Annotated in this window: 19 protein-coding genes and 1 pseudogene; 8 read left to right on the forward strand and 12 right to left on the reverse strand. The window is 60.8% G+C overall.

Translation table 11 applies throughout. From position 1 onward, the window contains the following. The first annotated feature begins 15 nt into the window (after positions 1 to 15). Positions 16 to 3,483 (forward strand): lamin tail domain-containing protein, encoded by a 3,468-nt coding sequence (locus DCC27_RS10385; RefSeq protein WP_168186120.1) that lies wholly within the window; start codon positions 16 to 18, stop codon positions 3,481 to 3,483. Here the strand turns inward: DCC27_RS10385 and DCC27_RS10390 are convergent. Both DCC27_RS10390 and DCC27_RS10395 read right to left on the reverse strand, forming a co-directional pair. Continuing rightward, positions 3,480 to 4,808, reverse strand: coding sequence for a hypothetical protein (locus DCC27_RS10390; RefSeq protein ID WP_110110418.1), 1,329 nt, complete (start codon positions 4,806 to 4,808; stop codon positions 3,480 to 3,482). The genes DCC27_RS10385 and DCC27_RS10390 overlap by 4 nt on opposite strands. Positions 4,809 to 4,900: 92 nt before the next feature. Continuing rightward, positions 4,901 to 6,043, reverse strand: a complete 1,143-nt coding sequence (locus DCC27_RS10395) for a zinc-binding dehydrogenase (RefSeq protein ID WP_110110484.1) — start codon at positions 6,041 to 6,043, stop codon at positions 4,901 to 4,903. A gap of 374 nt (positions 6,044 to 6,417) precedes the next feature. On the opposite strand from DCC27_RS10395, the gene DCC27_RS10400 reads away from it, so the two are divergent. The 4 genes from DCC27_RS10400 (at position 6,418) to DCC27_RS10415 (ending at position 11,996) form a co-directional block, all read left to right on the forward strand. Continuing rightward, positions 6,418 to 7,494, forward strand: coding sequence for a 2,3-butanediol dehydrogenase (locus DCC27_RS10400; RefSeq protein WP_110098971.1), 1,077 nt, complete (start codon positions 6,418 to 6,420; stop codon positions 7,492 to 7,494). Positions 7,495 to 7,585: 91 nt separating this feature from the next. After that, positions 7,586 to 8,332, forward strand: coding sequence for an IclR family transcriptional regulator (locus tag DCC27_RS10405; RefSeq protein ID WP_110110417.1), 747 nt, complete (start codon positions 7,586 to 7,588; stop codon positions 8,330 to 8,332). 95 nt (positions 8,333 to 8,427) lie between these two features. Next, positions 8,428 to 9,816, forward strand: coding sequence for an FAD-binding oxidoreductase (locus tag DCC27_RS10410; RefSeq protein ID WP_110110416.1), 1,389 nt, complete (start codon positions 8,428 to 8,430; stop codon positions 9,814 to 9,816). A gap of 2 nt (positions 9,817 to 9,818) precedes the next feature. After that, positions 9,819 to 11,996 carry a malate synthase G gene (locus DCC27_RS10415; RefSeq protein ID WP_110110415.1) on the forward strand — a complete coding sequence of 726 codons (2,178 nt, stop codon included), beginning with the start codon at positions 9,819 to 9,821 and terminating at the stop codon, positions 11,994 to 11,996. Between the two features lie 48 nt (positions 11,997 to 12,044). Here the strand turns inward: DCC27_RS10415 and DCC27_RS10420 are convergent, their stop codons facing one another. From DCC27_RS10420 to DCC27_RS10430, 3 genes are read right to left on the reverse strand one after another with little or no spacing between them, the layout of a single operon-like run. Then, on the reverse strand, positions 12,045 to 13,061 hold the full coding sequence (locus DCC27_RS10420; protein ID WP_110110414.1) for an alpha/beta hydrolase: 1,017 nt from the start codon (positions 13,059 to 13,061) through the stop codon (positions 12,045 to 12,047). A gap of 2 nt (positions 13,062 to 13,063) precedes the next feature. Beyond that, positions 13,064 to 14,113 (reverse strand): hypothetical protein, encoded by a 1,050-nt coding sequence (locus DCC27_RS10425; RefSeq protein WP_110110413.1) that lies wholly within the window; start codon positions 14,111 to 14,113, stop codon positions 13,064 to 13,066. Positions 14,114 to 14,146: 33 nt separating this feature from the next. Further along, complete coding sequence (locus tag DCC27_RS10430) at positions 14,147 to 15,148, reverse strand: IS481 family transposase (protein ID WP_110111081.1); 1,002 nt, start codon at positions 15,146 to 15,148, stop codon at positions 14,147 to 14,149. Between the two features lie 190 nt (positions 15,149 to 15,338). Between DCC27_RS10430 and DCC27_RS10440 the strand changes: the two genes are divergently transcribed. Together DCC27_RS10440 and DCC27_RS10445 are read left to right on the forward strand one after the other, a co-directional pair. Next, positions 15,339 to 15,725, forward strand: coding sequence for a helix-turn-helix domain-containing protein (locus DCC27_RS10440; RefSeq protein ID WP_110111054.1), 387 nt, complete (start codon positions 15,339 to 15,341; stop codon positions 15,723 to 15,725). Positions 15,726 to 15,871: 146 nt separating this feature from the next. Beyond that, entirely contained in the window at positions 15,872 to 16,075 is a 204-nt protein-coding gene (locus tag DCC27_RS10445; protein WP_136090268.1) for a hypothetical protein, read from the forward strand. A gap of 96 nt (positions 16,076 to 16,171) precedes the next feature. On the opposite strand, the gene DCC27_RS10450 is transcribed toward DCC27_RS10445, so the two are convergent. After that, complete coding sequence (locus tag DCC27_RS10450; protein WP_110111056.1) at positions 16,172 to 16,462, reverse strand: hypothetical protein; 291 nt, start codon at positions 16,460 to 16,462, stop codon at positions 16,172 to 16,174. 1 nt (position 16,463) lies between these two features. Next, a complete protein-coding gene (locus DCC27_RS10455) occupies positions 16,464 to 16,850 on the reverse strand; it encodes a hypothetical protein (RefSeq protein WP_110111057.1) in 387 nt (128 codons plus the stop codon). Positions 16,851 to 17,083: 233 nt separating this feature from the next. On the opposite strand from DCC27_RS10455, the gene DCC27_RS10460 reads away from it, so the two are divergent. After that, entirely contained in the window at positions 17,084 to 18,304 is a 1,221-nt protein-coding gene (locus tag DCC27_RS10460; RefSeq protein WP_110111058.1) for a hypothetical protein, read from the forward strand. Positions 18,305 to 18,531: 227 nt separating this feature from the next. Here the strand turns inward: DCC27_RS10460 and DCC27_RS10465 are convergent. From DCC27_RS10465 to DCC27_RS10490, 5 genes and pseudogenes are all read right to left on the reverse strand, one after another. Further along, positions 18,532 to 18,732, reverse strand: a pseudogene (locus DCC27_RS10465) (IS30 family transposase); the annotation flags it as partial. Between the two features lie 242 nt (positions 18,733 to 18,974). After that, positions 18,975 to 20,140, reverse strand: a protein-coding gene (locus tag DCC27_RS10470; RefSeq protein WP_110111060.1) for an IS3 family transposase whose coding sequence is annotated in 2 segments (ribosomal slippage) — positions 18,975 to 19,853 and positions 19,856 to 20,140 — 1,164 coding nt in all. Because the reading frame shifts where the segments join, the coding sequence is not laid out codon by codon here. An 88-nt stretch (positions 20,141 to 20,228) separates the two neighbouring features. After that, a complete protein-coding gene (locus tag DCC27_RS10475; protein WP_110111061.1) occupies positions 20,229 to 20,576 on the reverse strand; it encodes a hypothetical protein in 348 nt (115 codons plus the stop codon). A gap of 200 nt (positions 20,577 to 20,776) precedes the next feature. After that, complete coding sequence (locus tag DCC27_RS10480) at positions 20,777 to 22,054, reverse strand: DDE-type integrase/transposase/recombinase (protein ID WP_210403473.1); 1,278 nt, start codon at positions 22,052 to 22,054, stop codon at positions 20,777 to 20,779. A gap of 227 nt (positions 22,055 to 22,281) precedes the next feature. Further along, positions 22,282 to 23,283 (reverse strand): IS481 family transposase, encoded by a 1,002-nt coding sequence (locus DCC27_RS10490; protein WP_110111081.1) that lies wholly within the window; start codon positions 23,281 to 23,283, stop codon positions 22,282 to 22,284. Positions 23,284 to 23,332 lie beyond the last annotated feature (49 nt).

Genomic DNA, 23,332 nt, shown 5'->3' on the forward strand with positions numbered 1-23,332 from the left:
AGAGGAAATCTGCCGATGTTCTCTGCGCGCAAGCGTGTCCTGGCGACCATCTTGCTGGCGCCTCTGACCGGTGCCGGCTTGGTGCTAGCTCCCTTCACAGCCACCGCTGAAACTCTTGAACAACCATCCGCCGAGGTGGCCCAGTCCGAGGTCACGGTGGTGATTAATGAAGTCGTGTCGAAGGGTGGAGACCCTGGCGACTGGGTGGAGTTCTACAACTACGGCACTGAGGATGTCGATCTGTCGGGCTACGTTCTGAAAGACGATGACGACAGCCACTCCTATGTCTTCCCGGAGAACACGGTGATTCCGGCTGGGGGATACCTGGTCATCGACGAGAAAACCGCTGATAACCCAGGATTTGATTTCGGGCTCGGCGGAAAAGATCAGGTACGCCTGTTCGCACCCGATGGCACCACCCTGGTGGATTCGGTGTCGTGGGATACCCACGCCAATGGTAGCTATAGTCGCAACGCTGACGGTGACGTAGTCGAAACCGCCAACCCCACCAAGGGCGCTGCTAACGACTTCGGTTCCGAGGATCCCGCTCCTGGAAACGACCGGTCTGTGGTGATCAACGAAGTCGTTTATGACGACATCGAAGGTTACGAAGACTCCATCGAGCTCTACAACACTTCTGAGACCGAGGTGGACCTGACCGGCTACAGCGTTCACGACGACAAAGATCGCCCCGGGGAAGGTGACTTGACAGGTTCCTTGGCCCCCGGCGAGTTCCTGGTGCTCACCAAAGACAAGGACTTTTCCTTCGGTCTGGGGAAGGGCGACTCGGTTTCCCTCCGCGATGCGTCTGGCGCCGAAATTGATCGCCTCGACTACGAGGCCACCAGCCCGATCGCTAACTTCTCTCGGTGCCCGGACGGCACTGGCGAGTTCCAGCACGGTACCAAGACCACGCTGGGTGCACCCAATAATTGCGAACCAGTTGCCGAGATTCCGACCCCAGGCGAGTTGGTGCTCAACGAGATTGATTCCTCCCCGGCTGACTGGCTGGAATTCTTGAATCCCGGTGATGAAGAGATCGACATTTCCGGTGTGGAAATTCGAGACAACTCCGATGACCACCGCTTCCGCTTCGCGCAGGGCACCACGTTGGGCGCGGGTGAATACCTGATCGTCGACAGCAAGACCACCGGTGAGGTCTACAACGATACTGCCGATACCTGGGAAGAGGGCACCTTTGAGGCAGCGATCGGTATTGGATCCGGAGACAGCATCCGCGTCTACGATGCCGAGACCGGTGAACTGACGACCGAATACAGCTGGAGTAACCACCCGGCCATTGATGGCGATGAACAAGCTGCCACCTGGGCGCGGTGCCCCAATGCGACCGGACCCTTCGGGCTGGGTTATGCCACCCCGGGCGAAGCCAATACATGCGCTCAGCCGGCCGTGGTGATCAACGAAATTGAATCCAATGGTGACGCCACCGACTGGGTGGAGGTCAGCAACGTCTCCGAGTCCGAGGTCAACATCTCCGGCTGGACCCTGATGGATAACGACCCCATCGGTCACGCCAACGACACCACGCCACTGCCCGAGGGCACCACGCTGGCTCCCGGTGAGCTGTTCGTCTTCGACCAGGGTGAGCACTTCGACTTCGGCCTGGGCTCCGACGACACCGCAACCATCCGCGATGCCGCCGGCAACACCGTCGACGAGCACTCTTGGACCCAGCACGCCGAGGGCGTACTGGCCCGTTGCGATGGTGAACTGATCGACGTCCCGGTTTCCACCAAGGGTCAGCCCAACGCCTGCGGTAACCCCGTGGTGCTCAACGAAGTTGAATCCTCCGACGCCGGCGGTGGCGAAGACTGGATCGAACTCTACAACCCCACGGCTGAGAAGCTGGATGTCTCCGGCCTGGGCGTGATGGACGACAAAGAGCGTGACTACACCATCGCCGAGGGCACCGTTATCGAGCCCGAGAGCTACCTGGTGATCGACAACCTGGACTTCGGTCTCGGTGGCGATGACGAGGTGCGCATCTTTGACGGCGAGCGGTTGATTCAGTCGACCAGCTGGAGCTCTCACGCTGAGCAGACCTGGGGTCGCTGCCCGGATGCTACCGGTGAATTCGCCAACACTCAGAAGCCCACCCCCGGCGCGGTCAACCAGTGCCACGGCATCCCGAATGTCATTGAATGGCCCGGCGACCCGAATCCGCGTGTGATTGATGAGGAACCGATGTTCCTGACTGACTCCTCCGGTCTGGATTTCGCTGATGGTCACCTGTGGGCCGTAGATAACGGCACCGGCATCTTCTGGAAGCTGGTTGCCCACCAGGACGGCTCCGTGGAATACGCCGAAGGATGGGAAAACGGCAAGCGTGCCCGGTTTATCCAGGATGCTGACAACCCGGAGGCCGCTGGCCCAGATGCGGAAGGCATCACCGTTGACGGCGACGGCATGGTTTACATCGCCTCCGAGCGTGACAATAGCGATAAAGGGACCAACTACAACACCATCCTGCAGGTTGATCCCAACGAGCCCGGCCCCGATGTGGTCGCCAGTGCTCAGTGGGATCTGACCGACCTGTTGCCCAGTGTCAATGCCAACCTGGGCATTGAAGCTGTCGAATGGATCTCCAACGACGCTGTGAAGGACAAGATCGTTGATCTCTCCCAGGCCGAAGACGGATCGGTGCTCTACGATCCGGCAAACCACCCGAACGCTATCGCCAACGGGCTGTTCTTCACCGCTTTGGAGAACGACGGCAAGCTGTATGCTTTCGTTCTGGAACCGGAAGGCAAGGCTACTTTGGTGACGGTCATTGATCCTCAGATCGGTGGCGCGATGGGACTGCACTACGACGTGGATACCGATACGCTGTGGGTTGCTGCTGATGACGGATACCAAGGCACTCACGCCAAGGTGACCTTCAATGGCACCGACACTCCGGAGGTGGTTCACGTCCAGCGTCCGGCTGGTATGGAGAACCTCAATAACGAGGGCTTCGCCATCTCCAGCATGGACTACTGCGTTGACGGTGAACGTCCGGTCTGGTGGTTCGCCGATGGGTTCGAGTCCGGTTCGTTGCGTGCTGGCACCCTGAAGTGCGATGCCCCGGATGAAGAGCCCACTGAGGATCCAACCGATCAACCGACGGAAGAGCCGACCGGTGACCCAACTGAAGAGCCGACGGACGAACCAACTGAAGAGCCGACGGACGAACCAACTGAAGAGCCGACGGACGAACCGACTGAGAACCCGACCGGTGGCCCGACGGAAGAACCAACTGAGGAGCCGACGGACGAACCGACTGAGTCTGACCAGCCTGGTCCGAAGCAACCGGAGGGCGAGGACAGCGCCCCGGCCGCAGGCCAGGATGGAGAGGACGGTAGCTCGCAGGATGGCCTGGCTGCGACCGGTGCGGTGGGTATCCCGCTCGGGGTTGTCGGTATCGTCTTGCTCCTGCTGGGCGCATTCATGGCGATTCGACAGAACCGCCGGATGCTGAACTAACTCCCCCAGCGCTGCTGCTCGCGAGCGTGGGTCTCGAGGTAGGCACCTGGAGAAAACTTCTTGTCGTAGAAGTCAGTATCCAGGTGCTGAGCCTGCAGATAGTTCATAATCCACACTGACGGAACCGTGCCGGGGAATTTCCCGAAGGTCTCATCGATATATTCGGCCTGGATCGAGACCAACTCGGTAAACTCCTCGTCGAACGGTGCTGCTGCTGAACGCACGCGTGGCGTGTCCTTCCAGGGCCCCGGTGTGTCCGGGTGGAATGGTCCGCCGACCCCAAACTTCCGTTCCGCCAGAGCCTCCACGGCCTGAGTCATCGAGCCGAAGTGCGCACGGGTGAAGGACTCGAATACACCCTCACGTCCGGTGGGGTTCGGGATCGCCCAGCGCTCATCCTGGTCGTAGCGGAATCCCAGTCCCGGCACCTCTGCTTCACCGGATGCACCCAGCACAGAGAGCCGGTCGATTCCGTCAAAGCTCCACCCGCCGAGTCCGATGGCCCCCAATGCCAGATGTCCAACATAACTGGATGTCATCAGCTCGGCACTGGCTTCAGCCAGTGAGTACTGCTCGACGAAGCTCAGCGGTTGTGGGTCGTCGAAATGGTCCAGCCGGTGCTCGAATTTCTCCAATCCGGGAATCGGACGATCGTTGATGTCGTCGAAGAGCACGTATCCGTTCTGGGAGAAGAAGGCGATGTTCAGTAGCGTCTGTTGCGCTAAGTCCGCGACCGGAATCACCAACAGTGAGCCCGGCCAGTTGCCAATCCAGGTGTTATGTCCCTCGAAATAAGGTTGTTTGCGAGGCAAATACAGTCGCTCGTCGTTGAGCTTCACCGCCCGAGCTAACACCGCGTTGAGTGCCGCTTCGACCTGGTCGGTCTCGGCGGGGCTCACGCCTTCCCAGCTGTGCTCCAGCGGCTGATCGCGGGTGGGCAGATAGTAGGTGCCGGAGTCATCGGTGAAGAAGAACTGAGTGGTGTGAAACCCGGCTGCTGAGGGGAAGGTTCGGCCGATAGCCGCGCCACTGTAGTTGGGAAACTGGGGCTGATAGCCGGGGTGTCGAGTAATGCCGAAGTGCCAGCCGGTTTGACCGGTTACGGTGGCTAAAACCAACGCCCGTTGGAGATCGGTCAGGGGACGAGACGCCTGCGAGGAGGTGTAGGCTAATACCCCGTCCGGGATCTCACCGCCGACCGGAAACCGCCGAGATCGGCGACCAATGATCGCCTCATACAGGGGGAACTCCGCAAGTTCGGCCAGGGCCGTGCGTTCGTGATCGGATAAGGAAATCGACTGCAGGCCATTATCAAAAACCGTCATGGTGCTCCTTTGAGTGTGTCAGCAGGTCCGGTCAGTGATGCCTGTAGCCTAACGACGGGTACACCATGGCAGAAGGGTGTTGTCACGAACTGTCACATCGCCCTGGTCTCTTCACCGCCGATCTGCACGACGCCACGACCTCGAATCTTCCGGTTCGCCAGGTCTTGATACGCCTGATCGATCTGGTCAAAGCGGTAACGATTGGTGATCAGTTTCGAGAACTCAAGTGCGCCGGTAGCCGCCAGCTCGATGACCTTCGGCATCGTCTCAGCCGGAGGAGCGCCGAAGCAGCCACGAATCTGGATCTTGCGACGGACCAGCTTGGTGATTTCGACCTCCAAGAGATGACCGGCCGGGGCAATACCTGCTAACACCACGCGACCACCGTCATCCACCAGATCCACGGCCTGCTTGGTGGTGGCGGTCGAACCCAGCGCCTCAAACACCACCGTGGCGCCGTGTCCCAGTAGCCGGGTCACCACCGTGGCTGGATCAGCTACGGCGGAATTGATGGTCGCAGTGGCACCCAGTTGCCGAGCTAGCGCAAGCTTCTCGTCGTCAATATCCACAGCAATGATGTTGGTAGCCCCGGCCGCCCGGGCAAGATGAATAATGCTCAAACCGATCCCGCCGGCAGCAACCACTACCACGTCATCGCCGGGTCCTACCTCGCCGACGTGGTAGATCGCACCGTAGCCGGTGAAGATGCTGCACCCGAGGATCGCGGCATCCTGAAGTGACACCTCATCCGGGAGCGGGAAGACCGCATTGACCGGCACCACCGCGCGGTCGGCATGACCCGACATGGAATACATGGCCACCTGAGAGCCGTCGGCACGGTGGAGCCGGGTGGTCCCATCCAGTAGGTGACCGTTGAGTCGGTTCTGTGTGAAAAACACCTCGCAGAGTTCGGAGATCCCGCGCTCGCAGTGTCGGCACCGTCCACACGGCATGATAAAGCTACAGGCGACCCGGTCCCCAGGTTTCACGCGAGTCACCCGGTCTCCCACCTGCAGGACCACCCCGGAAATCTCGTGTCCTAACACCGCCGGGCGAGGGAATGCCACCTCGTCTTTGAGCACGTGCAAATCGGTATGGCAAACACCGCACGCGGCCACCTCGACCAGCACCTCATCAGCTCGGGGCGCATCCAGTGACAGCACTTCGGGGCGCAGCCGAGGTTCACGGTCCTGGAGGACGAACGATTGCACGGATGCGGGTGGGGTAGCGGTCATGGTGAGGAGGTCTCCTTTCACCAACATGACGAGATCCACGCAGGTATCTCAAAAATCAACAGTCTTAGCAAAGAGCGGAACTCGCGAGGTCGGTTTGAGCTGTCAAAACGCACCTCAGACCGAAAATCTGCGGAGTTTTCGCTCGCTGTGGCCGAGTCGCAGAATTTCCCATTCGGCTCTGACATGCACATTTACGCATATGTTTATAAGAGGCTATGGAAAGCCCCGCGCTGACCGGGTTTCCCTAGCTTAACACAGTAGTGAGGTAGATCACGTTACCGGCGGTTACCCCCGTATGACTTACCCGACGGGCGTCAGTACGCTGAAAGCGAGTCCACGTCACAACTCACAAATACGACAAAGGGAGCAAAGTGATGAAGGCAGTACTGTACTACGGCAAAGAAGATCTACGCAACGAAGAAATCGATGAGCCAGAGCTGGTTCCCGGTACCGTGAAAATTGCCCCGGCATACAACGGTATCTGCGGCTCGGACTTGAGCTTGTACTTCAACGGTCCGGTGCCGCCGGCACCGACCGCAGACGAAAAGCACCCCCTGACCGGAGACACCCTGCCGATCGTCTTCGGCCACGAATTCTCCGGCGTCGTCACCGAGGTTGCTGACGACGTGGAAGGCATCAGCCCCGGCGATCACGTTGCTGTTGAACCGGTCATCGTCTGTGGCGAATGTTTTTCCTGCCAGTCTGGTCAGTACAACCTGTGCACTAAGGCCGGTAGCCACGGCATCTCCGGTAACGGCGGTGGCTTGGCTGAACAGCTCGTCGTGGACAAGCAGTGGGTTCACCAGGTCGGTGACCTGCCGCTGGATCAGGCTGCGCTGATCGAGCCGCTGTCTGTAGCGCTACACGCTGTGAAGAAGTCCGGCGTGGAGTCCGGTCAGACCGCGGTGGTTGGCGGTATGGGCCCGGTGGGCCAGCTGGTCGCCGCCGTGCTGAAGGCGCGTGGCGTTCATGTGATCGCCTCCGAGGTGTCGGCCAAGCGGAAGGAATTCGCCAAGAAGGCCGGCTACGTCGACGCCGTGATCGATCCGACCGAAGAGGACCTGGTCGACTACGTCAAGGACAAGACCGACAACGCCGGTGCCGCCGTGGCCTTTGACTGCGCTGGTGCTCAGGTGGTCTTCGAACAAATGCTGGACTCCCTGGGCGCAGGCGGCCATCTCGAGGTCGTCGCTGTGCACACCAAGGCCGTTGACCTGGATATCACCAACAAGCTGACCCTCTCGGAGCACTCGGTGGGTGCTTCTTTCGGATACGCCGGTGACCACGAAGAAGCTATTGAGCTCGTGAAGTCCGGCAAGGTGAACCTCGAGCAGTTCATCTCCTCAGTGATCAAGCCCGAAGACATCGTGGAAAAGGGTTTCAACCAGTTGCGTGACCACGCTGATGAGGAAGTGAAGATCCTCGTCGAGGTCAACGCTCAGGACAAGTAAGACTGCGTTCTCGCTCACATCGCGCTCCCTTCCGGTAGAGTTTCCGCAATATGGACTTATAGTTCCGCGGACTGACTGGAAGGGAGCGCGAATGGTTAACGGCGTCCAATCGGTGGAGCGGGCTTTCCTCCTTCTGGAGCACATTGCCGGTGCTGGCGGTGAAATCTCACTGTCCGAGCTAGCCGAGCAGACCGCACTCCCGCTGCCGACGATTCATCGGCTGTTGAAGACCCTGGCCCACAGTGGCTACGTTCGGCACTTGCCGAATAAGCACTATGGGCTGGGACCGCGTCTGATCCGGCTCGGTGACCTCGCTTCACAACAGTTGGGGTCCTGGGCGCGACCCTACCTCGCCGAAGTCACCGACGCCGTTCAGGAATCCACCAATATGGCAGTGCTGGACGGCGATATGGCGACCTATGTCGCCCAGGTTCCCTCCGCTCAAAGTATGCGTATGTTCACCGAAATCGGTCGGCGCGTCCACACCAATTGCTCCGGTGTCGGAAAAGCCATGCTCTCTCAGCTACCAGACGAGCAGATCGAACAATTGGTAGTCCGTGCGGGGATCCACCAGCCCACCGGACGGGGCCCTGCCACAGTCGCCGAACTGCTCGACGACATTCGCACCGTCCGCGCTCGCGGATACGCCACCGACCACGAAGAACAAGAACTCGGCGTGCGCTGTTTTGCCGTCCCCGTCCCGGACTTGCCGACCCCGGCGGCCATTTCTGTCTCGGGTCCGGTGACCCGGGTGGATGCTGCGTTCAAAGAGCGAGCCGTCCCCTTACTCCAGCGAGTCGCCTGGCGCATCGCACGTGTCGCCGCAACGCGTGGCTAATATCCACGATACGGAAAAGAACTTTCACAAATACGCGAGGTGGGCTAGAGTACATTTCGTCACACCTGCCCGTGAACTCCATCTCAGGGGGACCGATGGAACGTCTTGCGCTTGAAGAGCTCCAGCAGCAACTCCCTGCTGACGTGCTGGTGACCAATCCGGCCACCATCGAGTCGTACCGCTGGGATCGGGCGAACGACCCTGAGGCCGGTACCCCTCTGGTTGTGGTGCGTCCGACCAGCACCGAGCAGGTCCAACAGATCGTGACCATCGCCGCCAAGTACCGCATTGCCCTGGTACCCCGGGGTGCCGGAACCAGCCTCTCGGGTGGCTCTACCGCCGTGGACAACGGTATTGTGCTCTCGCTGGAACGGATGAACTCCATCGAGGTTCACCCGCAAACACGTTCGGTCACCGCCGGCCCCGGGGCGCTGAATGCCGAGGTCAAGGCCGCCGCGGCAGAGCACGGGCTGTGGTACCCACCAGACCCCTCCTCCTTCGAGATCTGCTCCATTGGTGGCAATGTGGCCACCAATGCCGGAGGCTTGTGCTGTGTGAAATACGGGGTCACCACCGATTACGTGTTGGGGATGACCGTGGTGCTCGCCGATGGCAAGATCATCACGCTCGGTGGCCCCTGCATCAAAGACGTGGCCGGGCTGTCGTTGACCAAGCTGTTCGTGGGGTCGGAAGGCACCCTCGGCGTGATCACCGAAGTCCACCTGCGCCTGATCCCGCGCCAAAAACAACCCACCACGATGGTGGCCACCTTCCCGAGCCTGGAGTCGGCGACCCAGGCGGTGCAACAGATCACCCAGACAATGCGCCCCTCCATGCTGGAATTCATGGATCAGGCCACCATCCAGGCCGTCAACGCCGCTACCGGCATGGGACTGGACGATCAGGCTGCAGCGTTGCTGATTGCCCAATCCGATGAATCGACTGCCTCGGCGGTGGAAGAAATCCAGCGGATGGAAGCGATCTGTACCGAGCAGGGGGCTACCGAGGCCTTCTGTACCGATGATCCTGAGGAAGGCGAGGCTTTTGTCACCGCCCGTCGAGTCGCGATCCCCTCTATTGAACGGATGGGTGCGGTGTTGCTAGAAGACGTCGGCGTGCCTCTGCCGAAACTTAGCGAGTTGGTGGTGGGGATCAACCAGATCGCGACCCGGCACCAGGTGAGCATCCCGACCATGGCTCACGCCGGGGACGGCAATACTCACCCGCTGGTGGTTTTGGATCCCACCGATCCAGAGCAACAGGCCCGAGCGCACCAGGCCTACGGAGAGATTATGGACCTGGCGATCGGTTTGGGCGGGACCATCACCGGCGAACACGGAGTGGGGCGACTGAAGCGACCCTGGTTGCAGGACTATCTCGGCGAGGACATCATGGAACTCAACCAACGCATTAAGGACGCCCTGGACCCGCTGGGCATCATGAACCCCGGCGCCATCTTTGACGCGACAGATAAGGAGAACTGACCGTGACTCAACCGAACTACACCGAACGTGCTGGACTGCAGGTGGCCAATGAGTTGCTGGAGTTCGTGGAAACCCACGCGCTACCGGCTGCTGAGCAACACGCCGAGAGCTTCTGGTCCGGGGTGGCTGAGATCTTCGCCGATCTGACCCCGAAGAACCAGGCGCTGTTAGCCACCCGTGATGAGCTACAGCAGCAGCTGGACACCTACTACCGCGAGCACAACGGCGTCGGCGACGCTACGAGGTATCGCGCATTCTTGGAAGAGATCGGCTACCTGTTGCCGGCCCCCGAGGAGGTCAAGGCCACCACGACCAACCTGGATGTGGAGATCACCCACCAGGCTGGCCCGCAGCTGGTGGTCCCGGTGAGCAACGCCCGCTTTGCCATCAACGCCGCCAATGCCCGATGGGGTTCGCTCTACGATGCCTACTACGGCACCGATGCGATCGATCAGTCTGAGGGGAAAGAACCGGTGGGAGACTACAACCCGGTTCGCGGTGCTGCGGTGATCGCTAAGGGTCGCGAACTGCTGGATTTCGCTGCCCCGTTGACCGCTGGATCTCATGCTGATTCCACCGGCTACCGGGTGGTTGAGGGTGCCCTGAAAGTCACGTTGTCGAACGGGACCGAGACCGAGCTGGCTAATCCAGAGGGCTTCATCGGCTACACCGGATCCCCCCAACGGCCCGAGACGGTGTTGTTGCGCCATAACGGCCTGCACCTGGAGATTGACTTCGACCCTTCGGGCACCATTGGCTCCACCGATGGCGCCGGGATCCAGGACATCATGCTGGAATCTGCCGTGACCTCGATCATCGATCTGGAAGACTCGGTGGCTGCGGTAGACGCCGAAGATAAAACCCTGTGCTACTCCAACTGGTCCGGGCTGGTCAACGGCACGCTGAGTGAAGAGGTGACCAAAAACGGCACGACCTTCACCCGCGTGCTGGCCGATGACCGCCACTACACCGCCGCCAATGGCACCGACACCATCTCACTGAAGGGCCGATCGCTTTTGTTGGTGCGCACCGTGGGCCACCTGATGACCACCGATGCTGTGCTGGATGCCGAGGGCAATGAGGTGCCCGAGGGTATTTTGGACGCGATTATCACCTCGCTGGTGGCCGTGCCGAACCTGCGCTCCGGCAAAGGGAATTCGTCGACCGGATCGCTGTATATCGTCAAACCGAAGATGCACGGTCCGGCCGAAGTTGCTTTCGCCGTGGAGACCCTGGGCCGGGTCGAGCAGCTGCTCGGATTGCCCGCAACCAGCCTGAAGATCGGCATTATGGACGAGGAGCGTCGTACCTCGGTGAATCTGGCTGCCGCGATCAACGAAGCCAGCGATCGGGTGTTCTTCATCAACACCGGATTCCTGGATCGCACCGGAGATGAGATCCACACCTCGATGCACGCCGGTGCCGTGGTGCGCAAGGCCGATATGAAGGCTCAGCCCTTCCTGAAGGCCTACGAAAACTCCAACGTCGACATTGGCTTGGCGGCCGGCTTCCGCGGTACCGCCCAAATTGGTAAGGGCATGTGGGCCAAGCCGGATCTGATGGCCGATATGCTCGAGGAGAAAATCGGTCACGTCCGCTCCGGAGCCACCGCCGCCTGGGTGCCCTCACCGACCGCGGCCACATTACATGCCCTGCACTACCACCTGGAAGATGCCTTCCAGGTCCAGTCCGAGATCGCTCAGCGTCAGGCCCAGTCCCTCGAGCCGTTGCTCCAGCCCCCGCTGGGTGAGCCCGAGAAACTCACCGATGAAGAGCGGACCGCGGAGATCGATGAGAACGTCCAGTCCATCTTGGGCTATGTGGTGCGCTGGATCGACCAGGGCGTGGGTTGCTCGAAAGTTCCCGATATTCACGACGTGGCTCTGATGGAAGACCGCGCCACCCTGCGGATTTCCTCTCAGCTACTGGCCAACTGGCTCGAACACGGCGTCATCACTCAGGAGAAGGTGGATGAATCTCTGGCTCGCCTGTCTGCTGTGGTCGATGAACAAAACGCTGGCGACCCGAACTACGAGGTGTTGATGCCCAACGGTCAGGGCGGAATCGCCTTCCAGGCCGCTCGTGCGCTGATCGTTGAGGGGGCCGCCCAGCCCAACGGCTACACCGAACCGTTGTTGCACCGCTACCGTCGGGCCAAGAAGCAGGAACAGCGCGGCTAATTCTCACACGCAATCGGCACCGTTCTGAATCGGGACGGTGCCGAGGCGTTAAAGGTCGCGCATGAACCTGACGGCGTGGTGCATTGCCTCACGTGCGCCACGCCAGACGCCCAAGGAATTGACGAAGGGGTGCAAGAGTCCGGAATTCACCCGCAGTGTGGTCTCCACTCCGGCCTCACGTAGAGCCTGAGCATAGGCGAGACCTTCGTCGCGCAGTGGATCAAATCCGGCCACTGACACGTAGGCCGGTGCGGTGCGTGCCAGCAACTCAGGTGGCGCCAACAATGGAGAAACGCGCCAGTCGGTGGCCAACTCCAGTTCAGAACCCAGATAGTGGTTGCGATACCATCGCATGTGCTTGCGCGTGAGGAAGTACCCGCGTGCGAATTCGTCGTATGAGACCGTATCCAGCCGGCTCAGGTTAGTTACCGGCACAAAGAGCATCTGTGCCACTGGCTGTGAGCTACCTGAATCCGCTCTGAGCAAAGATACCGCCGCACTTAGGTGCCCACCGGCCGAATCGCCGGCAATGATCACCTTATGCGGATCCACCCCGGGAACCTGGCCTTCCAGGACGGCATCCAGGGCGTCGTTCACGGCCAACAGCGCCGTCGGATGAGGGTGTTCCGGGGCGAGCGGGTACTCCAGGCTAATCACGATGACCTCGGCACGATGGCACAAGAACCGGGCGGTCGAATCGTGACTGCGCGTCGATCCCAGGGTCCAGCCACCCCCATGAGCGTAGAGCACAGCGGGACGAGGGATCTGAGCTCCAATCGGATAGTAGACCCGCGCGAGTACTCCGCCCACATACTGGGTGGTGACAGCTAAAACGGCCGGACTTCCTGGGTTGCCGGCGGCCGCTTCCTTCTCGATCTCGCTGCGGGCCTGATCTACCGGGAGATCGGAGAAGTCTTTCGTGGCGAGGTTGAGAACTGCCAGAGAAAGACGAACATCGGAGTCCATCCGGTCCCCCGAGCGATTCGTCAGAGCAGGGACAACTCGGTCCAGTACAGTATCAGGGATCCGGTCGAGGGCTCGAGCCGCCAGCGTGAGGCTAGACATGGTTAATACCGCATCAAGGCAGCAACATTCTCGACGCGACCATCGGAAATGATGATGACCCGACCAGAGTTCAACAGCGTATGCAGAATGGCGGTGTTCACCTGACCGGTGCCATCTGAGGCGGACAGTGCGGGGTTGATAAAGAGTCGGTCCACCCGGCCTTCGACCGCTCCATCGCGGATCACATCGGGTTGGGTCTCGCCCAAGCCGGTGTCAGCCACATTGGCGAAGCGCTCATACTCGGCATCATCGGCGGCAGCGAATCGCGGGCGGATGATCTGCTCCCAGACCTCATCGCGCAACTCAGCACCGGATTTAGTCTCCGGGTTACCGGCCAAGAATTCCTCGGTCACTACCGGATACGACGAATAGCCTCGGACCTCTGGGACGAGTTCGGACACGGAGGCTACCACCAGTGGCTGCGAGCGCGCCCGGCCGAGTTCATCACCCAGCGAGGCCCCCACATCGTGTAAGAACTTTTGCTGTTCGACTTCGAAATTGCTGTTCCCATTGCCGCGCACGCCCGGGGTATAACCGGAACTACGATCATCCGACTCCCATTCTTCACGGGATTCCGGAACGTGGTTGAGCTCCAGCTCGGTGACGGTATCTTTGGTGGCATCAAAAAGCCGCACTTTATTTTGAGCCAGAGCCAGAATGTAAAACGCTGAGGACTCGGTGAGGGCCTCGGCAATCGGTCGCAACACGAAGTGCTGATTGACGTGAACGTATTCGGTGACCGGAACACCGAGCCGGTAGGCCCGCCAAAAACCATCGGCAGCAAAGAGTGCCAGGGTCTCAGACTGGTCACGCACAAAACCCGGGTCGGAGACTAGCTCCTCCAGCGGCGCCACGATCTGGTTAATGGCGTCGGGGTCGGAAGCCTGCTTTTTCGCCTCATTCAGCGCGGATTTAATCCGGGTCGCCGTCTCCGAGGAGCTGTGGTGGATCGGATTGGTGGGAAGGAATATCGAGACCTTCAACCCCTCGGCGGTAGCCATGGCTTTCAGGTCTTCTGCGGTGATCTGATCAAACTGTCCGTGTAGTCCCATGAGTTCACACTACCGAGGAGACCGAAGTCACGTCTAGGTGTACTTCCCCGTGAGGTTGTGAACGCGGTCTGCTGGTGAGAGTCCCCCGATGGCGGTGTGGGCTCGGTGGTGATTGTAGTCATGTAAGAACGCTGCGTACGAGTTTTCGCGAGCACTGTCACTGGCATACGGTCTCGCGTAGGCCCATTCGTTCATCAGCGTCCGGTTGAACCGCTCGACTTTCCCATTCGTCTGCGGACGGCGAGGCCTCGTCCGCTTGTGCCTGACCCCATCTCCGAGGGCTTGCTGGGAGTCCGCGGACCGGTAACAAGCCCCGTTGTCCGTCATGACTGCTTCGATCGCGACACTGATACTGGTGAAGAACCTGTTCGCCCGCTTCCAGAAGCCTGCTGCGGTGTGTTTCTTCTCGTCATTGAGGATCTCGGAGTAGACCAGCCGGGAGTAGTCATCGACGGCGTGATGCAGGTACCGATACCCCCGCGACGAAGGCTGCCCGGCACGCGCGGCTTTGCCCCGTGAGGACTGGACCTTCCGGTCCTGGCCCGATCCGCGGCCATGAGCCCGCCATCCGCCACCGTTAGGGATGCGGCCAAGCTTCTTGACATCAACGTGGACCAGCTGGCCGGGCTGCTCGGCTTCGTAGCGACAGGGTGCGGGCCGGCGGACCGGCAGGCCGGTGGCCTGATCGATGCATTCCAGGTTAGGCATCCGGTAGCGGGCCAGGACCTGCCCGACGGTCGAGCGTGGCACGCGCAGGTGGTAGCCGATCCGGTGCGGCCCCCATCGGGGGTTGAACCGCAGCGCGATGATGCGTCGCTCGGTACGTGCGCTGAGCCTGTTCGGGCTGTGGTGCGGACGGCTCGAGCGGTCAGCCAAACCGGTCCCTGCCCGGTGCCGGCTCACCCAGCGAGACACCGTTGCCGGGGACACCTGGAAGCGTTCAGCAACGCGTCGCTGGGGCCAGCCGTGATCGACAACAAGAGAGACGAGCCGGCGCCTACCCTCAATGGTCATCGGGGCGTTACGGTGTGTCATGGAAGACCTCCGGGTCAGGGTGCGTGTCGTTACCCACCTCGATACCGGGGGTCGTCTCTGACCTCAAATCCCGTTCACAACCTCCCGAGGAACTACATCTAGCCGTGATCACCCAGACCCGCGAAATCTCCCCTGGAGTTGTACGCGACACCGAGAAGAAGCTGGCTTGCCTGCCGAAAGGATGGAACCTATGAGCGCCTACACCACCATAGCCCGCCGCTGGTCCGGAGGTTGGGAAATCCACGTCACCGACCTCGGTGTCACCCAGGCCCGCACCCTCGCCGCCGCAGAACAGCAAGCTGCCGACTACATCGAGACCCTCACCGGGGAAGCACCCGTGGCAGTGACCGTCACTCCTGACCTCGGGGAGCTCGGAAGCAAGGTCGTCCAGGCTCGCAAACTCTCTCAGGATGCAGCCGAAGCGCAAGCCCGAGCCGCCTCAGAGATCCGAGGCGCCGTAGCCGAGCTGCGCTCCCAGGGACTATCTGTGACTGATATCGCCGCCATCCTGGGAGTCTCACGCGGTCGAGTCTCCCAGCTCACCACTGGCCCGCACGAGGAAAAGGCCGCGGCCTGACCCAGCCCAGCCGCTGAAACGCCCCCAGCCCCTTTGCAGCGGACACGCGACCGGCGGTCATTAGCATCACGGGCATCAGGCAGGGCTGAGTCGGTCACCCGGAGGAAATATTACGGATGGACTACGAGCTGAGGCAAAGGAGAGCAATGAGCGGCTTGAACTTCGGAGTGTTGCTGGTCATGGCTGCACCGCTGTTCGTTGCGCTGACGTATAACGCGAACCTTGCCGAGCATTCTGTGGTGCTGTGGGTTCTGGCGTTGGTGACGATGGGGACGGGACTTCTCTTGGTCTACCAAGCAAGGGGCGAAGAGCCCTCTTCTGGCGAGGAGGACACCTCAACAGGACTCTGAGGCCCTCATCTCGCTTATGAGGGTCGCCAGGTACAGCAAGAAGGTGGGGTGGAGTGAGCGATGCTCACCGCACCCCACCTTCTTGACTCAAAGGGGTCAGGACGCGGCTTCAAGCTTCCGCTCGAGCTTCCTCTTCTTACGGTGCAGCTTGTAGTAGCTCCGCGCCCCAGCAGTAGTTGCCTTGCCCTGCTCTTCCAGGGAGGGCAACCCCTGCTCGGTCAGTTCTCTGTTGATCTCCGCCGGATCGACCTGCTCGGCCTTACGGCGCTCGACCAGTTCCTGGGCTTGCTTCAGCTGCTCAGCAGCCAGCGGGTGCTCGGAGATCTGTTGTGTTACCTCGTGAAGTTCCTTGCGAATCTCGTTGGGGTTCTTGTATGAGCCGAACATCTTATCGCCCCATCACGCAGCGGACGGCGGCAAAGCCGAAGGCCTGCAGTATGTCTGTGGTGCTGCCCAGCTCAGCCATGCGGGTGATCTGAGTGCTGTTCAGCCCAATGCCAGTCAGGCAATGGCGCGCGGCGTAGACGATTGCGGCCGGAATCTCGGCATCAGCAATCTCCTCAGCCTCTTCGTCAGAGAGCGGAGACTCCTCAGACGCTGCCTCGGCGTCGTCCAGAGTGATCTCGTAGGCGGTTTTCACCTCGCTGACTGATTCAACAGCTGCCAAGTCCACGGACTGCTCTTCTACTTCCGAAGCGTTAGCTCCAGGCGCTACTAACCCAACGGTCAGCGCCGCAGCCGCCAGGGCGGAAGCTCCCATCTTGATGATTCGCATCAGTACTTACCCTCCATACTTCGCTCTGTTCGGGGAAACAGGAACAGGCCGAAGAAAGTACTCGCTTTTGGCCCGCGTGTCCCACCTCACTACATTCCTTAGGTTGAGGTCAACCCCTACTACACAAAAGCTCAGTGCCTGTGTGAGTATCTTGAGTACAGTCCGACCGGAACGCTGCCTCGTCGATGGTTGATGGCCGCCATCAGTAAATGAGAACGCCTTGGAGAAGTCGTATGAATTTGAAGAGAATCCCACTAACCGTCCTCGGCGTTGCCTACGCGGTGGTTGTCTGGCTGTCTGCCGCAAGTGCAGACAGCGTGGAAGACAATGGGCGGGAAATCGTCGGAGGCGAAGCGGAAGCAGAAGTATCTGAAGACTTCGCTGATGACATCGAGAGGCTTGCTGAGCGCAGTGAGACTGACCCTGAGCAGGTTCATGCCTCCTATGCCGGCCAAGAACAGTTCCTCACAGTCTTGACGTTGGCTTACGAGACCCATCCCGACCTGTTCTACTCGGCGGGCTGGACCCCTGACCGTCAAGAAGATGAGGGGTACGGAGCATGGGTGGCTTTTACAGAGCCCGTCGAAGATGAAGTGCGGGAGGCTTTTACAGAGCTTCCTACCTCGGTAGAGCTGCGCTACGACGCTGAAGTCAGCGAGGAAGACATGGAGGAAGCGCGGTCTGAGGCGTTAGCGGAGCTCTACGCACCCGCACAGGTCGACGCTGTGTCGGGGCATTTTACTGAAGATGGGGAACTCGAGATACAGGTGGAGGTCGACCCTTCAGACGAAGATGAGGTCGAGCCTCTGATTGAAGAAGTGGAACGGGATGCGCCCGTGGAGGTAGCTATTTCAACCACAGAAGACCTGGGAATCGAGCCTGAAGCGGTGCTTGGCGGGGTTGGGGTCACTCACTGCACCTCTGCGTTCACCGCATACAGGGACGGGGAGAACGCGCTGCTCGGAGCTCACCACTGCCCACCTGACGCCGGCGTTCCGTCCGGAGGCAGTGAAGAACTCACGTTCGTTGACGGGCACATCGGCCCACAAGGAGATGTCAGAGTGCACACCACAACTGACCCCATTGACAACGCCATTGTCCTAGACCCTGAGGGCGACTCCACTCGAGAGATCACATCCCGCGCGAGAACTCCTGAAGGGGCCTTGGTCTGCAACTTCGGACAGGAGCGCGGGAGCTCTGACTGCACGACGGTACGGAGCGCCAACCACTCGTTCAACGCGATCGATCCGGATGCGATGGAGATTGTCAGAGTGTCGAATGCCGTGCAGACTGAGGCCGGACTGACTGAAGGGGGCGACAGCGGAGGGCCGTGGTATTCCGGCAACGCTGCCTTAGGCATTCACTTCGGTCAGTCTGAGGACCTCTCGACCTTCTCCAACATCTTGGATGCGGAAGACGTACTCGGAGTGGAGGTCAACACCGGCTCCAACTAACACTTGGGCCGTTAACGTCCCGGCTGGCTCAGAGTCCGCAGTTGCCGGTGTCAACGACCTCGAACTCCTCGTCTACGGTGATCTGAACGGTGGACTTGAAGGGACCAACAACGCGGTGGCCCGCCGTGGGGCCGCCAACGTGGCCGGATGCATTCTTCACTTGGACCGTGGGTCGCAAGCCGTATTCCACCGGTGGTCGCAACAGTTGACAGTTGAGCTGAGCTTAGCTAATTCGCGAAAGTTTCGCCACGTGTCCTCCAACCCAGGATCCCGCGAGGCCGATTATTCATCGCGGTGGCTATCGCAGCAATCTCCGCGGCACCCCACCATGAGAGGTCGGTGCCTTTCGGGAAGTACTGCCGCCGCAGCCCATTGAGGTGTTCGTTGCTGCCCCGCTGCCACGGACTCTTCGCGTCAGCGAAGTACACCGGGGTCTTGATGGCCTCAGTGAACAGTGAACCGTACTGGGTGAAACGCCCCGGGTCTGGTAGAGACCCTGGTGTGTCCACTTGGGTTCACTCCCAGCGTCACGGTTCGCGATTCAGTCAGCGAACTCACACAACACTGGGGAGGCGTCCCCAAGGATGTGCTGATGGACTCCAAGTTCACCAACATCGACTACCCCTTCTTCATGGCTGGGTCTGCCGCACGGATAGGTGACGGGTTGTAGTCACGCCGCGAGGGCGACGTCGGTGTTCATGATTGCTTCGTACTCGATGGGCGTCAAACTGTGCAGCCGCTTTTGTCGCCGGCGTCGGTGGTAGGTGCGTTCGATCCAGGTGACGATGGCGATGCGGAGTTGGTCCCGGGTGTCCCAGGTGCGCCGGTTGAGGACGTTCTTCTGCAGCAGGCTGAAGAACGATTCCATCGCTGCGTTATCGCCGGCCGCGCCGACTCGGCCCATCGATCCGACCATGCCGTGGTGGTGGAGGGCGCGGACCATCTTCCGCGCGCGAAATTGGGATCCTCGGTCGGTGTGGTCCACGCAGCCGGCAACGTTCCCGCGCCGTGCGACGGCGCTGTTGACCGCGTCGACGGCGAGACGAGCCTTCATCCGGTCGCTGATCGAGTACCCCACGATGCGGTTCGAGAACACGTCCTTGATCGCGCAGAGGTCGAGCTTGCCCTCACCGGTCTTGTGTTCCGTGATATCGCTGAGCCAGAGCCGGTTCGGGGCATCGGCGGTGAACTCCCGACGCACGAGATCGTCGTGAACGGGCGGGCCGGGGCGTCGGCCCTTCCCTCGGCGGCGTTTCCCGAACGCAGACCACCATCCGTTGTCACGGCAGATCCGCCACGCCGTCCGCTCCGCCATGACTTCGCCCGCGTCGCGGGCTTCGTCGAGCAGGAACCGGTAACCGAACTCCGGGTCGTCGCGGTGCGCATCGAACAACGCGTTCGCGCGATACGCCGCAACGAGCTCAGCATCGGTAATAGGAGCCGCCAGCCACCGGTAGTAGGGTTGGCGAGCGAGCTTCAGCACCCGGCACGTCACCGCGACGGGAACCCCATCAGCGGCGAGCTCGGTCACGAGCGGGTAGAGCCTTTTCCCGGCAGATTCGCCTGCGACAGATACGCCGCCGCGCGCCGCAACACCTCGACCTCTTGCTCGAGCAGCCGGATCCGCTTCCGCGCTTCCCGCAGCTCCGCTCCCTCGGAGCGCGTCACGCCCGGCTTCGCGCCCTCCTCGACCGCGGCACGCCGCAACCACTTCGTGAGGGTCATCGGGTGAACCCCGAAGTCGGTCGCGATCTGCTCGATGGTCACACCAGGCTCACGGCCCCGCGCAACGCGCACGACGTCGTCCCGGAACTCGCTCGGATAAGGCTTCGGCACAATGACATCCTTCCAGGGCACCCTCCCGGGCAACCCAACTCAGATATCACCTACCGGTGCGGCAGACCCGCCCTCGCCTCTCAGCCCCTCACGGCTGTGTCGCCGAAACAACGTCCCTGGACATCACAACTAGCGAGTGTCCGGAAACCTCATCATTGTGCCACGCGCACTCGTGGACGACACGGCGAGCGTGGAGGTAGCGGTGCAAGCCATCCTCCGTCGCGGCCTCACGAAGCATTGTGGCGTAGAGAGTTCGTACCCGAAGCCGATCCGAGAGGTCATGCGAGTTCGCCGGGGTCCAGTCCAAGCGGATCGGCAGAGCGAGGACACCATCTCGGTGACTAGCCAGCTTCTCTAGCGCTTCCGGTATCACCACCGGGACAGTATGCGAGTAATCCGGAACCTGACCGGTCTCCAGCGGTCGGTAGACCTTCATGACACCTCCTCGGAAGTCTTGCCGTACTGGACCTACCGCGATGGAAGAGATTCTCGGCGGATTCCGTTATCCCCCCTAGACACGTAGTGCCTCATGTCAAACTGAGCGCGAAGGGTAAGTCGTGCCTCACAGATCGTGAGCGCGAGAGGTCGCGTGGCTGCAGTGTCGTGCCTCAGCTAGTTTGAGCGCGAAAACTTGGGTTAGCTGGCTTTGGTGCGGATGCCGGTGGTGCGGCGTTTTTGCCGGGCCTGGTGCTTGCTGTCGAGGTCGGCGGCGATGGTGAGGGTTTTGTCTTTGGCCAGGCTGATCAGCCGGTCTTGGTAGGTCAGGATTTGGCGGGTCAGCTGGGCTGGATTGATCCTGCGGTAGATGGCCGCTAGCTCTTCTTGTTGGGCGGTGGAGAGGATCCCGGCATCCAGCAGCCGGTGGTAGGGAGTCTTGGGTTTGTCATAGAGGCGTTTGCGCCGCCCGCTGGCGTCTTGGGTCCAGCCGGTGGGTTTTTTGGTGGCGGTGAAGTAGTTGAGTTTCAAACCCACCACCTGCCATAGGGCCGCCAGGATGGCGCGTTCATCTGCGGTGTCGTACCGGTAGTGAAACCCAAATTTTCGCACGGCGTGGTTGTTTTTGGATTCCACGGTGGCTTGATCATTTTTTTGATACGGCCGGCCCCGGGTGAAAAAGATCAACCGGTCAGCAGCCCAGTGCATGACTTCGTGGTTGATGAACTCTGACCCGTTGTCACAATCTAAGCCCGCGATCCCATAGGGGATGGCGGCTGCGGCCCGGTCCAATCCTGCCAGGATGTGCACTTGGGCGTTATGACGGAGCACTTCTAGGTGCACCCACCCGGTGCGCACATCAGTCATGGTTAGGGTGCGGGCGAATTCGCCTTGCAGGGTTGGCCCGCAATGGGCCACCGTGTCGGTTTCGAAAAACCCTGGTTCGTCTTCGACCTCATCGCCGGCTTGTCGCACCGTAATCGAGTTGCGCAACAAGGCCCCAGGCTTGGTCGTAGCGATGCCTTTGAGGCGTAACCGGTCGCGTTCGGCCTTGAGATACCGGTCAATCGTGGCGGCACTCATGGCCACCAGCTGGGCACGCACCGTGGGGTTATACCCGGAGCGGCCAAACGCCAACTCATCGTGGGCTTCTAACGCGTCTAACCAGTCTTCCATCACCGGTTTCATGTATTTGCCCGAGGGCATGCCCATCAACCGCCACACCCGGATCAACTGCTTTTTCGCATTCGCCGAATACTTCGTGGGTTTATGCTTTCGACGGTCAATGCGCACCACGTTTTTGACCCCGATGGTCTGCGACGTCAGATACCGCCTGGCCGTGGACCGGCCCAACCCAGTGGAAGCACAAAACTGATCTAAAATCGCTGACTTCTCCGCCTTGGACCCCGTGCGATAATCCCTACGTAATTGCTTGGTGACTTCAATCCGAGCACTCATCGAGACAATGTCCTTATCCATGCGTTCACACTATGGCTTCGCGCTCACGATACGTGAGGCACGACCTGAGCTACGCGCTCAATATGAATAAGGTACGTCGAGACATTGACTGTATAGAGGCGATTAACTATCTTTGTGACGAAGCCGCAGAAGTACCCCGATCTCGCCAAAGGACCAAAAAGCTCGGATGCTCCCTTGAGCAGGGCAAGGGCGACCACGAGAAGTGGCGCTACCCCTGTGGTGAGCACCTAGGTGTACTTCCCCGTGAGGTTGTGAACGCGGTCTGCTGGTGAGAGTCCCCCGATGGCGGTGTGGGCTCGGTGGTGATTGTAGTCATGTAAGAACGCTGCGTACGAGTTTTCGCGAGCACTGTCACTGGCATACGGTCTCGCGTAGGCCCATTCGTTCATCAGCGTCCGGTTGAACCGCTCGACTTTCCCATTCGTCTGCGGACGGCGAGGCCTCGTCCGCTTGTGCCTGACCCCATCTCCGAGGGCTTGCTGGGAGTCCGCGGACCGGTAACAAGCCCCGTTGTCCGTCATGACTGCTTCGATCGCGACACTGATACTGGTGAAGAACCTGTTCGCCCGCTTCCAGAAGCCTGCTGCGGTGTGTTTCTTCTCGTCATTGAGGATCTCGGAGTAGACCAGCCGGGAGTAGTCATCGACGGCGTGATGCAGGTACCGATACCCCCGCGACGAAGGCTGCCCGGCACGCGCGGCTTTGCCCCGTGAGGACTGGACCTTCCGGTCCTGGCCCGATCCGCGGCCATGAGCCCGCCATCCGCCACCGTTAGGGATGCGGCCAAGCTTCTTGACATCAACGTGGACCAGCTGGCCGGGCTGCTCGGCTTCGTAGCGACAGGGTGCGGGCCGGCGGACCGGCAGGCCGGTGGCCTGATCGATGCATTCCAGGTTAGGCATCCGGTAGCGGGCCAGGACCTGCCCGACGGTCGAGCGTGGCACGCGCAGGTGGTAGCCGATCCGGTGCGGCCCCCATCGGGGGTTGAACCGCAGCGCGATGATGCGTCGCTCGGTACGTGCGCTGAGCCTGTTCGGGCTGTGGTGCGGACGGCTCGAGCGGTCAGCCAAACCGGTCCCTGCCCGGTGCCGGCTCACCCAGCGAGACACCGTTGCCGGGGACACCTGGAAGCGTTCAGCAACGCGTCGCTGGGGCCAGCCGTGATCGACAACAAGAGAGACGAGCCGGCGCCTACCCTCAATGGTCATCGGGGCGTTACGGTGTGTCATGGAAGACCTCCGGGTCAGGGTGCGTGTCGTTACCCACCTCGATACCGGG

The sequence above is a fragment of the Auritidibacter sp. NML130574 genome (assembly GCF_003185725.2).
Taxonomy (GTDB): domain Bacteria; phylum Actinomycetota; class Actinomycetes; order Actinomycetales; family Micrococcaceae; genus Auritidibacter; species Auritidibacter ignavus.

What these genes read in the sequence shown, in the direction of transcription:
- DCC27_RS10385 (WP_168186120.1), top strand. Translation starts at nt 16, where the DNA reads ATGTTCTCTGCGCGCAAGCGTGTCCTGGCGACCATCTTGCTGGCGCCT.
- DCC27_RS10390 (WP_110110418.1), bottom strand. Translation starts at nt 4,808, where the DNA reads ATGACGGTTTTTGATAATGGCCTGCAGTCGATTTCCTTATCCGATCAC.
- DCC27_RS10395 (WP_110110484.1), bottom strand. Translation starts at nt 6,043, where the DNA reads ATGACCGCTACCCCACCCGCATCCGTGCAATCGTTCGTCCTCCAGGAC.
- DCC27_RS10400 (WP_110098971.1), top strand. Translation starts at nt 6,418, where the DNA reads ATGAAGGCAGTACTGTACTACGGCAAAGAAGATCTACGCAACGAAGAA.
- DCC27_RS10405 (WP_110110417.1), top strand. Translation starts at nt 7,586, where the DNA reads ATGGTTAACGGCGTCCAATCGGTGGAGCGGGCTTTCCTCCTTCTGGAG.
- DCC27_RS10410 (WP_110110416.1), top strand. Translation starts at nt 8,428, where the DNA reads ATGGAACGTCTTGCGCTTGAAGAGCTCCAGCAGCAACTCCCTGCTGAC.
- DCC27_RS10420 (WP_110110414.1), bottom strand. Translation starts at nt 13,061, where the DNA reads ATGTCTAGCCTCACGCTGGCGGCTCGAGCCCTCGACCGGATCCCTGAT.
- DCC27_RS10425 (WP_110110413.1), bottom strand. Translation starts at nt 14,113, where the DNA reads ATGGGACTACACGGACAGTTTGATCAGATCACCGCAGAAGACCTGAAA.
- DCC27_RS10430 (WP_110111081.1), bottom strand. Translation starts at nt 15,148, where the DNA reads ATGACACACCGTAACGCCCCGATGACCATTGAGGGTAGGCGCCGGCTC.
- DCC27_RS10440 (WP_110111054.1), top strand. Translation starts at nt 15,339, where the DNA reads ATGAGCGCCTACACCACCATAGCCCGCCGCTGGTCCGGAGGTTGGGAA.
- DCC27_RS10445 (WP_136090268.1), top strand. Translation starts at nt 15,872, where the DNA reads ATGAGCGGCTTGAACTTCGGAGTGTTGCTGGTCATGGCTGCACCGCTG.
- DCC27_RS10450 (WP_110111056.1), bottom strand. Translation starts at nt 16,462, where the DNA reads ATGTTCGGCTCATACAAGAACCCCAACGAGATTCGCAAGGAACTTCAC.
- DCC27_RS10455 (WP_110111057.1), bottom strand. Translation starts at nt 16,850, where the DNA reads ATGCGAATCATCAAGATGGGAGCTTCCGCCCTGGCGGCTGCGGCGCTG.
- DCC27_RS10460 (WP_110111058.1), top strand. Translation starts at nt 17,084, where the DNA reads ATGAATTTGAAGAGAATCCCACTAACCGTCCTCGGCGTTGCCTACGCG.
- DCC27_RS10475 (WP_110111061.1), bottom strand. Translation starts at nt 20,576, where the DNA reads ATGAAGGTCTACCGACCGCTGGAGACCGGTCAGGTTCCGGATTACTCG.
- DCC27_RS10480 (WP_210403473.1), bottom strand. Translation starts at nt 22,054, where the DNA reads ATGGATAAGGACATTGTCTCGATGAGTGCTCGGATTGAAGTCACCAAG.
- DCC27_RS10490 (WP_110111081.1), bottom strand. Translation starts at nt 23,283, where the DNA reads ATGACACACCGTAACGCCCCGATGACCATTGAGGGTAGGCGCCGGCTC.